The sequence below is a fragment of the Tunicatimonas sp. genome (assembly GCF_049647865.1).
Lineage (GTDB): Bacteria > Bacteroidota > Bacteroidia > Cytophagales > Cyclobacteriaceae > Tunicatimonas.
Genome location: NZ_JBARYM010000260.1, coordinates 1 through 7,704, shown reverse-complemented (window position 1 = coordinate 7,704; position 7,704 = coordinate 1). Strand labels below are relative to the sequence as shown.

Genomic DNA, 7,704 nt, shown 5'->3' with positions numbered 1-7,704 from the left:
AATACTGGAGTACTTATTTTAGTTGGTGTATTCGGAAGCTTGCTCGCTACCCAGCTTATCTCTGATATTCCGGTGTTTAGTGGCCGAAAAGTTATGAAAAATAAGCAGTGGATTCGCTACCACATTAGCCGAATATCCGGAGCGTACATTGCTACCCTTACTGCCTTTTTAGTCAATAATGTCCGAACAGATCCTGAATTTATTGCTTGGTTATTACCTACCCTAATAGGTTTACCTTTAGTGTCGTTTTTGCGCCGTCGGTATTTTGCCCAGCGGAAGTTAATAAATACAAAAGGGGCAGTGTAGATTACCCGGAATATATTAATCAAGTATTTGGGCAATGTTTGTTTTGAACCAATGAGTTGAAGCTAAATCCTTAGAGCTTAGATTAAGAGAGGCAATAGATTCTTTATTGAACTTAGCTTTCATATCGAAGAATCGGTAGTAAGCCTCAAACACCTGACTGGAAAAGCTTTCTACAATAGTATCAACGCTTTTACTTCGGATGCTATCTTCTTTAAGAATTGCATAAGAGTTTCTGATAGTCTTAATTTCTGAAACTATCTTCAGCTTTTTGTCTTCTTTCTGCTTAGAGATTTCTAGTCGATATGCTTCCGTATCAAAATCAGGAAGTAGTTCGCCGATATTGTCCGGATGATACAGATAGTTTTCAAAGCAATAGTACTTTAAAATATGCAAGCTTGGATACTCATGTTTAGCTTTAGCAATTTCTTGGTCGGTCAGAAAGTCGCGGTCCATCAATCCGTGGTACTTAATGTCTTGCTTGGTCTGGATGAACACTTGGTTTTTGTCTCTTACTCCTATAAAAATTTTATCTTTAAGATTGAGCAAATTATAGAATTGATCGTTCTGGTTTTCGCATAAAATAACTTCTTTGTTATCAAACAAATTGAAGATAGTATCTTTTGGTACCGCTACATCAAAATTATCTAACGAAGTTTTAGACTCCGGTAGCAGCACATGCTTTTCGTCAAAATCAAAACTATCGAAGTCAATGATTGCGGAGTGTTCAGTTTCCCGAGCGTACTCAATGAATCCGAACGAATGACTAGCCGTCCACAGCTGGCAATTCTCCGGAATCCAATTTTCGGTTATTTCTTTTAGCAGCGCGTATTGTAGTTTGGTATTTAAATGTAAATCCAATTCATCAATAAAGTAGATGGTGTCGCTGTAAGTATCGCGTCGTACGAACAGATTGAGTAGAATATTAATCACTTCTTTTTCTCCCGAACTCAGTAGATCGTAGTGGATCTCAGAAACGCCTTTTTTGAAGCGAACATCGGCTACGTTTCCACCTAAGGGAGGTTTCAAAGAAACTAATTCTAACGAAGGAGCTTCCAGTCCACCAAATATTCTGAAGAGACTCTGATTAATCGGTTCTAGATAACGCTCTTTAAGCTTTTTGGCATCAAAGTCGGTTCCGTTAAATACTTCTTCCAGTATCTTCTGAGTAAGTATCTCGATATCATTTTCAAATCGATTATCTCGCTCAATGTATTGCCTGGGGCGGTCAGAGTCATTTTCTATACTAAAGCTTGATACCTGCTTTTTGCTTAGCCTAGGTATTTGGCGGAGAGAACTTCGCCCATAGAAAGAGGTCTTCCACTTTGCTTCATCACGAAAATCAGAAGGTGTGTCTCATCACTACCAACAATTAAAGTAGTATGATTTGAGAAATTAGCCGTAATCTTAACTGGCCTTTCTGTGTCTTTTCTACAATAATTCGGAAAATCTTCTATGAAAGAAACTGCTTTAGCGTATACGGAAAGAGATTCAAAAGCGTCAAATATCGAAGACTTGCCGCTACCATTCGCTCCAATTAGTAAAACCAGCTTCGGTGGAGTTGTGAGCTTAGACAGATCAATGGTTAGATCAGTAAAGCGTTTAAAGTTTATAAGCTGTAAGTGAGTGATATGCATGACTTCAGTAGTTCCGCCAATAAATATACAAAATTGGTCGCTTTACAGTTAAGCAACCATCTAGTTGCTTTGATAGAAAAGAGGCGATATAATCAAGCCACCAAGTTCATCCGATAACGAGCAGGACTCAGTGTAGTATCTCGCTCAATTAGGCGGTGGGCTTCCAGATCCAGCTTCACGGTTTCAACATACCATCCGATAGAGCCATCAAAACTTCCTCTCAGTTTTTCCTTAACCTGATTGGTAAGTTCGGTATGGGTGAGCGATTTTCCGTTGAGCGTATCAAGAATAGCGGCCTTCACCCGTTCGTATTTACTCTTTTCAATGTTCGCACCCTGTTTGCTCTGGGGGTGCTGGGTTTTAATCCGGTCTTCCATCAAGATTTTTTTATATTAGTATCAGACTCTCGTAGTCTCGAGTATTAAGTTACAATTCCTAGTTGAATTACCTAAATTAGTCAACAACAGAGAACAATTAGCAATTGAGCCATTGAACAATCTAAACTGATGAAAAAACTCACCAACCACACCACCCGTCGTAAATTTGTAAAGCGCATTTCTCAAGGAACTGGAGCTGGCCTATTTCTTCCCGCATCAATGGGCGTACTGAACTCGGCCTGCTCATCCCAGTCATCTTCTGAAAGCGCTACCGAAAGTACCGAAGCTCCTCCAAAGAAAGATCGCTTGGGACTAGCTCTAGTAGGCTTAGGTAATTACAGCAACGGACAACTAGCTCCGGCACTGGAACAAACTGAGAAGTGCTATCTGGCGGGTATCGTCACCGGCACTCCGGCCAAAGCTGAGGAGTGGAAGCAGAAGTACAATATTCCCGATAGAAATATTTACAACTACGACAACTACGATGAGCTTATTGATAACGACGATATTGATATTGTCTACGTCGTACTACCCAACGCTATGCACGCTGAGTACACCATTCGGGCGGCAAAAGCTGGCAAACACGTGATTACCGAAAAGCCAATGGCTATCTCGGTAAACGAATGCCAGCAAATGATTGATGCCTGCAATGAAAATAGTGTGAAACTGGCGGTTGGCTACCGGCTGCACTACGAGCCCTTCAATCAGGAAATAATGCGGCTCGCTGAAGAACAGGTGTTCGGTTCGTTAACCAGTATCGAGAATGCGTTTGGCTTCACTATTGGCGATCCAACTCAGTGGCGACTGAACTACGAACTGGCGGGTGGTGGTGCGCTGATGGATGTAGGAATCTACACCCTTCAAGCGGCTTGCTACACATCGGGCGAAGAGCCCGTTTCGGTAGTAGCTGAAGAGTTCAAAACTGATATGGAGAAGTTTAGCGAGGTAGATGAAACCGTTAATTTTACCCTAACTTTTCCCAGTGGACTGAAAGCTAACTGCCAAACGAGCTATAATAAAAGCTATAACAAGCTCCGCGCCGATGCGGAGAATGGCTGGTTTGAACTATCACCGGCCTACACCTACGGACCACTAGCCGGAGAAACTAGCAATGGCCCAATGGACTTTCCGCAGATTCGGGAGCAGGCGGTACACATGGATCGCTTTGCCGAGTGCATCATGCAGGACGAAACTATCAAAACTACCGGAGAAATGGGTATACGAGATATGAAAATCATTGAAGCGATCTATCAGTCTATTGAGCAGGGCAATAAGGAGGTAGCTATTGCCCTATAAATTCATCAAGTAGATTTCCTAAAAATAAGCACCCAAACTTCTACGTATAATAAAACTCATCTATGAACAGAAAAAACATTTTTATCGCATTCGGATTGGCTGCTGCTGTATTACTGGGTTGTTCTACCTCACCGGCCACGAATGAAGGCGATGCTACGGTCTTAGTCTTCAGTAAAACCGAAGGGTTTCGTCATGAATCAATTGAAGTGGGTATCGAAGCAATTAGAAAATTGGGCGAGCAGCATAACTTCCAAGTAGAGGCTACCGAAGATGCTGGTGTTTTCAATGAGGAAAAGCTGAAGGACTTTCTCGTTGTTATCTTCTTAAACACTACTCAGGATATTCTCAACCCCGAGCAGCAGGTGCAAATGGAGCGATTTATTCAGGCCGGAGGTGGCTTTGTGGGCGTACACGCTGCGGCTGATACCGAATACGATTGGCCTTGGTACGGCGAGCTAGTAGGTGCCTACTTCAACGGCCACCCCAGCGACCCCAATGTTCGGGAAGCTACGTTACGGGTTATCGATGCCAACCACGCGGCTACCGATCCGTTGCCAAAAGACTGGATACGCGCTGATGAATGGTACAACTACAAATCCATTAACAAGGAAAACAATGTACTTATCAATTTAGATGAGTCTACTTACGAAGGGGGAACTAACGGCGAGATCCACCCAATATCCTGGTACAAAGAATACGACGGAGGACGAATGTTCTTTACCGGACTGGGCCACACCGAAGAGTCTTATTCCGAACCATTATTCCTCCAGCATTTGGCCGGAGGCATTGAATATGCAATCGGAGAAGGAATCCCAGTGGATTATAGCCAAGCCTACTCCGAATGACTCCTTGGGATATGTTTTGTGAAGGATATACCAGCCACTTGAAACAGCTCAGCTATTGTGCCTCTAATTTGGCGTTCATACGTTTTCGCTCAGTTTCATCTAAATAAATCTTTCGCATTCGGATGGACTTGGGCGTAACCTCTACGTACTCATCCTTCTGAATATATTCTAGCGCTTCTTCCAGGGAAAATTCTTTTTTCGGCGCAATCTTACTGTTATCATCCGAACCAGCAGCCCGCATATTGGTGAGCTTTTTTCCTTTTAGTATATTGATTACCAGATCGTTGCCGCGGGTATGTTCGCCAATTACTTGCCCCATGTAAATTTCCTCACCCGGATCAACGAAAAATACTCCACGGTCTTGCAATTTATCAATCGAGTACGGCGTACCCGCTCCCATATCCATAGAAATCAGCGAACCGTTAATTCGTCCGGGCACGGGCCCTTTGTAGGGTTCGTAGGCTTTAAATCGGTGGGTCATTACCGCTTCACCGGCGGTAGCGGTTAGCATTTGGTTTCGTAGTCCAATCAGTCCGCGAGCCGGAATGCCGAACTCAAGGTGTTGCATATCGCCCTTGGGTTCCATAATGAGTAGTTCACCTTTACGCTGGGTAGCCAGTTCAATCACTTTGCCCGACACACTTTCCGGTACGTCTACTACCATTGCTTCTATTGGCTCATGGCGCACTCCGTCTATTTCCTTAAACAGTACCTGCGGTTGCCCAACCTGAAACTCGTACCCCTCGCGACGCATGGTTTCAATCAATACCGCCAAGTGCAGAATACCCCTGCCGTATACTAAAAAGCGATCTTCCGAATCAGTCTCTTCAATCCGTAATGCCAGGTTCTTTTCCGTTTCTTTAAATAAGCGATCCCGTAGGTGGCGAGAGGTCACAAACTTACCTTCTTTTCCAAAGAAGGGGGAATTGTTAATGGTGAAGAGCATACTCATGGTCGGCTCGTCAATTGCGATACGCGGCAGTGGTTCGGGGGCATCAAAACTCGTTAGCGTATCTCCAATCTCGAAGTCTTCTAGCCCAACTATCGCGCAAATATCACCGCTTTGTACTTCAGTCACTTTGGCTTTACCTAAGCCTTCAAATACCTGAAGCTCCTTAATCTTTACTTTTCTGATACTATCATCGCGCTTAGAAAGCCCCATGGTAGCTCCTTCCTCTAGTTTACCCTGATATACCCTTCCGATGGCAATACGGCCTACAAAGGAAGAAAAGTCAAGCGAAGTGATTTGCATCTGCGGTACGCCCTCACGTTGGGGGGCTTCTGGAATATGTTCCAAGATGGCGTCCAACAGGGGAGTGATATTATCGGTGGGCTTCTGCCAGTCATTAGCCATCCAACCGGCTTTACCCGAGCCGTAGAGCGTAGGAAAGTCTAGCTGCTCTTCGGTGGCATCCAGGTTAAACATCAGGTCAAACACCTGCTCGTGTACTTCGTCGGGACGGCAATTGGGCTTGTCTACTTTGTTAACTACCACAATGGGTTTCAACCCCAGTGATAGCGCTTTGCTCAATACAAAGCGAGTTTGCGGCATGGGGCCTTCAAAAGCATCCACCAACAGCAAAACGCCGTCGGCCATTTTTAAAACTCGCTCTACCTCACCACCAAAGTCGGCGTGACCGGGGGTGTCGATAATATTAATCTTCACGTCTTGGTAGCGAACCGATACATTCTTCGATGTAATCGTGATTCCGCGCTCTCGCTCCAGATCATTACTATCCAGAATTAACTCGCCCGCTTCCTGGTTCTCCCGGAAGATTTTAGAAGCATAAATAATTTTATCTACCAGGGTGGTTTTCCCGTGGTCTACGTGGGCGATGATCGCCACATTTCGGATACTCTGCATGTAAATTGCGTTCTTTTTTCAATTAAAGCGCAAAGATAGGGAAATAGGTTCGGGAAAGGTCTAGTCTTTCTTGATTAAGATACCGTTTTAATGGTAATAAATTGCTGCAATATCGTGTGAATTATCTCTTTTTTCCGGCCAGAACTACTGTTTTTGCTACGAAACTGAACTACTAACTGCACTTTATCCGCGTTTATATGCTGTAAACGCACTTTTACTTTAGCTAGATTAATATAGGTATTAAAGGGCTGCAGGCTTACTTTAACTCGGTTTTCCCATTCAACAATATTTCCTACTGCATCAGAATGAAGCTCGACAGGAACTTCTACCAATTCGCCCCGCTGTTGGTTATAATTAATAACATCAGCAGCAAATACCGTGTTGTTCGGAATGATAATTCGGTTTGCCGCATCATCTTCCAAATAAACATTGCTTAGGGTAATATCCTTAATCGTTCCTTCGTGAGCACCAATTTTCACCCGGTCGCCCAGTGCCAAGCGATCCGACATCATGTTGATTAATCCGTTTATGGTGTTAGAAATGTAGTCTTTAGTGAGTAGCACGGTGGCTACGGCCACTAAGCTGAACGTGCTAAAAAAATCATCCCACTCTAATCCGAATAACAGAAACCCACCAATTATAACTACGATAATATTGAGCAGGGTAGCAATCCGGTTAATCGCTAGCACTACGTTACTTGCCCGCGAACGCTCATGTTTTCGGCGAATGTAAACCGCTACCAGTACAATACGAGCCAGAGAAATTAGTAGGTTGGTCGTAAGAATAAATAATAAAGCTCGGAAAACTCGGTCCAGAGGATCGGCTAAATCCGGGGCTTCCCCCGCAATGAAGTCAATCCAGTAATCTGAGTGAATATTGGCATAAACTAGCCCTACAAACAGCAGTAACTTCAGCAGAAAACTAATTCGCTTACGATTTTCTTTCTGTACTAATTGGGCCTTTTGCTGACCAATGGCTGATAATTTATTCATTGCGGGGATTTTACGCTTTAGTGATAGGCAGTGTACACCGTAGCATCGGTAAATCTATGTAATTTGCAATACTAGGCGTACGTTCTGATAAAGCCAACTGTATATCAAACAGTCTCTTTCTAAAAGCTATTATCTACTGAAAATAGTCTTCGTTATATGCGTGTACCTTAATCAGCCAAAGAACACAGATTATACGTTTCAGCGAGATTATATTATGAAGAGCGAGCCCACCAATTTTAGCAAAATAGCATGCCTATTTTATGTTTTACTACCGATAATAATGTTTTGAGAGCAAATTAAACTGATCTGCTACTAATATATAAATCAAATCTACTATCTATTATACCTTCTGTGGCAACCAGCAAGCCTGCGACACAACCGTAAATTTTC

General features: G+C 43.3%; 7 protein-coding genes and 1 pseudogene. 3 read left to right on the top strand and 5 right to left on the bottom strand.

Annotated features, from left to right (window positions below; all coding sequences use genetic code 11):
- Positions 1 to 306, top strand: a pseudogene (locus WBA23_RS08045) (hypothetical protein); the annotation flags it as partial.
- Positions 307 to 321: 15 nt separating this feature from the next.
- Here the strand turns inward: WBA23_RS08045 and WBA23_RS08040 are convergent.
- The 3 genes from WBA23_RS08040 to WBA23_RS08030 form a co-directional block, all read right to left on the bottom strand.
- The gene (locus WBA23_RS08040; protein ID WP_424581757.1) at positions 322 to 1,332 is read right to left on the bottom strand and encodes a hypothetical protein; all 1,011 of its coding nucleotides are present in this window, start codon (positions 1,330 to 1,332) and stop codon (positions 322 to 324) included.
- A 242-nt stretch (positions 1,333 to 1,574) separates the two neighbouring features.
- Positions 1,575 to 1,940: an AAA family ATPase gene (locus WBA23_RS08035; RefSeq protein ID WP_424581756.1), complete on the bottom strand. Its 366-nt coding sequence runs from the start codon at positions 1,938 to 1,940 to the stop codon at positions 1,575 to 1,577.
- 92 nt (positions 1,941 to 2,032) lie between these two features.
- Positions 2,033 to 2,317, bottom strand: coding sequence for a DUF6958 family protein (locus WBA23_RS08030; RefSeq protein WP_424581758.1), 285 nt, complete (start codon positions 2,315 to 2,317; stop codon positions 2,033 to 2,035).
- Positions 2,318 to 2,446: 129 nt separating this feature from the next.
- On the opposite strand from WBA23_RS08030, the gene WBA23_RS08025 reads away from it, so the two are divergent.
- Together WBA23_RS08025 and WBA23_RS08020 are read left to right on the top strand one after the other, a co-directional pair.
- Positions 2,447 to 3,613, top strand: a complete 1,167-nt coding sequence (locus tag WBA23_RS08025) for a Gfo/Idh/MocA family protein (RefSeq protein ID WP_424581755.1) — start codon at positions 2,447 to 2,449, stop codon at positions 3,611 to 3,613.
- A 62-nt stretch (positions 3,614 to 3,675) separates the two neighbouring features.
- The gene (locus WBA23_RS08020) at positions 3,676 to 4,458 is read left to right on the top strand and encodes a ThuA domain-containing protein (protein ID WP_424581754.1); all 783 of its coding nucleotides are present in this window, start codon (positions 3,676 to 3,678) and stop codon (positions 4,456 to 4,458) included.
- A 52-nt stretch (positions 4,459 to 4,510) separates the two neighbouring features.
- Here the strand turns inward: WBA23_RS08020 and typA are convergent, their stop codons facing one another.
- Positions 4,511 to 6,322: a translational GTPase TypA gene (gene typA, locus WBA23_RS08015; protein ID WP_424581753.1), complete on the bottom strand. Its 1,812-nt coding sequence runs from the start codon at positions 6,320 to 6,322 to the stop codon at positions 4,511 to 4,513.
- 74 nt (positions 6,323 to 6,396) lie between these two features.
- Positions 6,397 to 7,314, bottom strand: coding sequence for a mechanosensitive ion channel family protein (locus WBA23_RS08010; RefSeq protein WP_424581752.1), 918 nt, complete (start codon positions 7,312 to 7,314; stop codon positions 6,397 to 6,399).
- Positions 7,315 to 7,704: the final 390 nt, after the last annotated feature.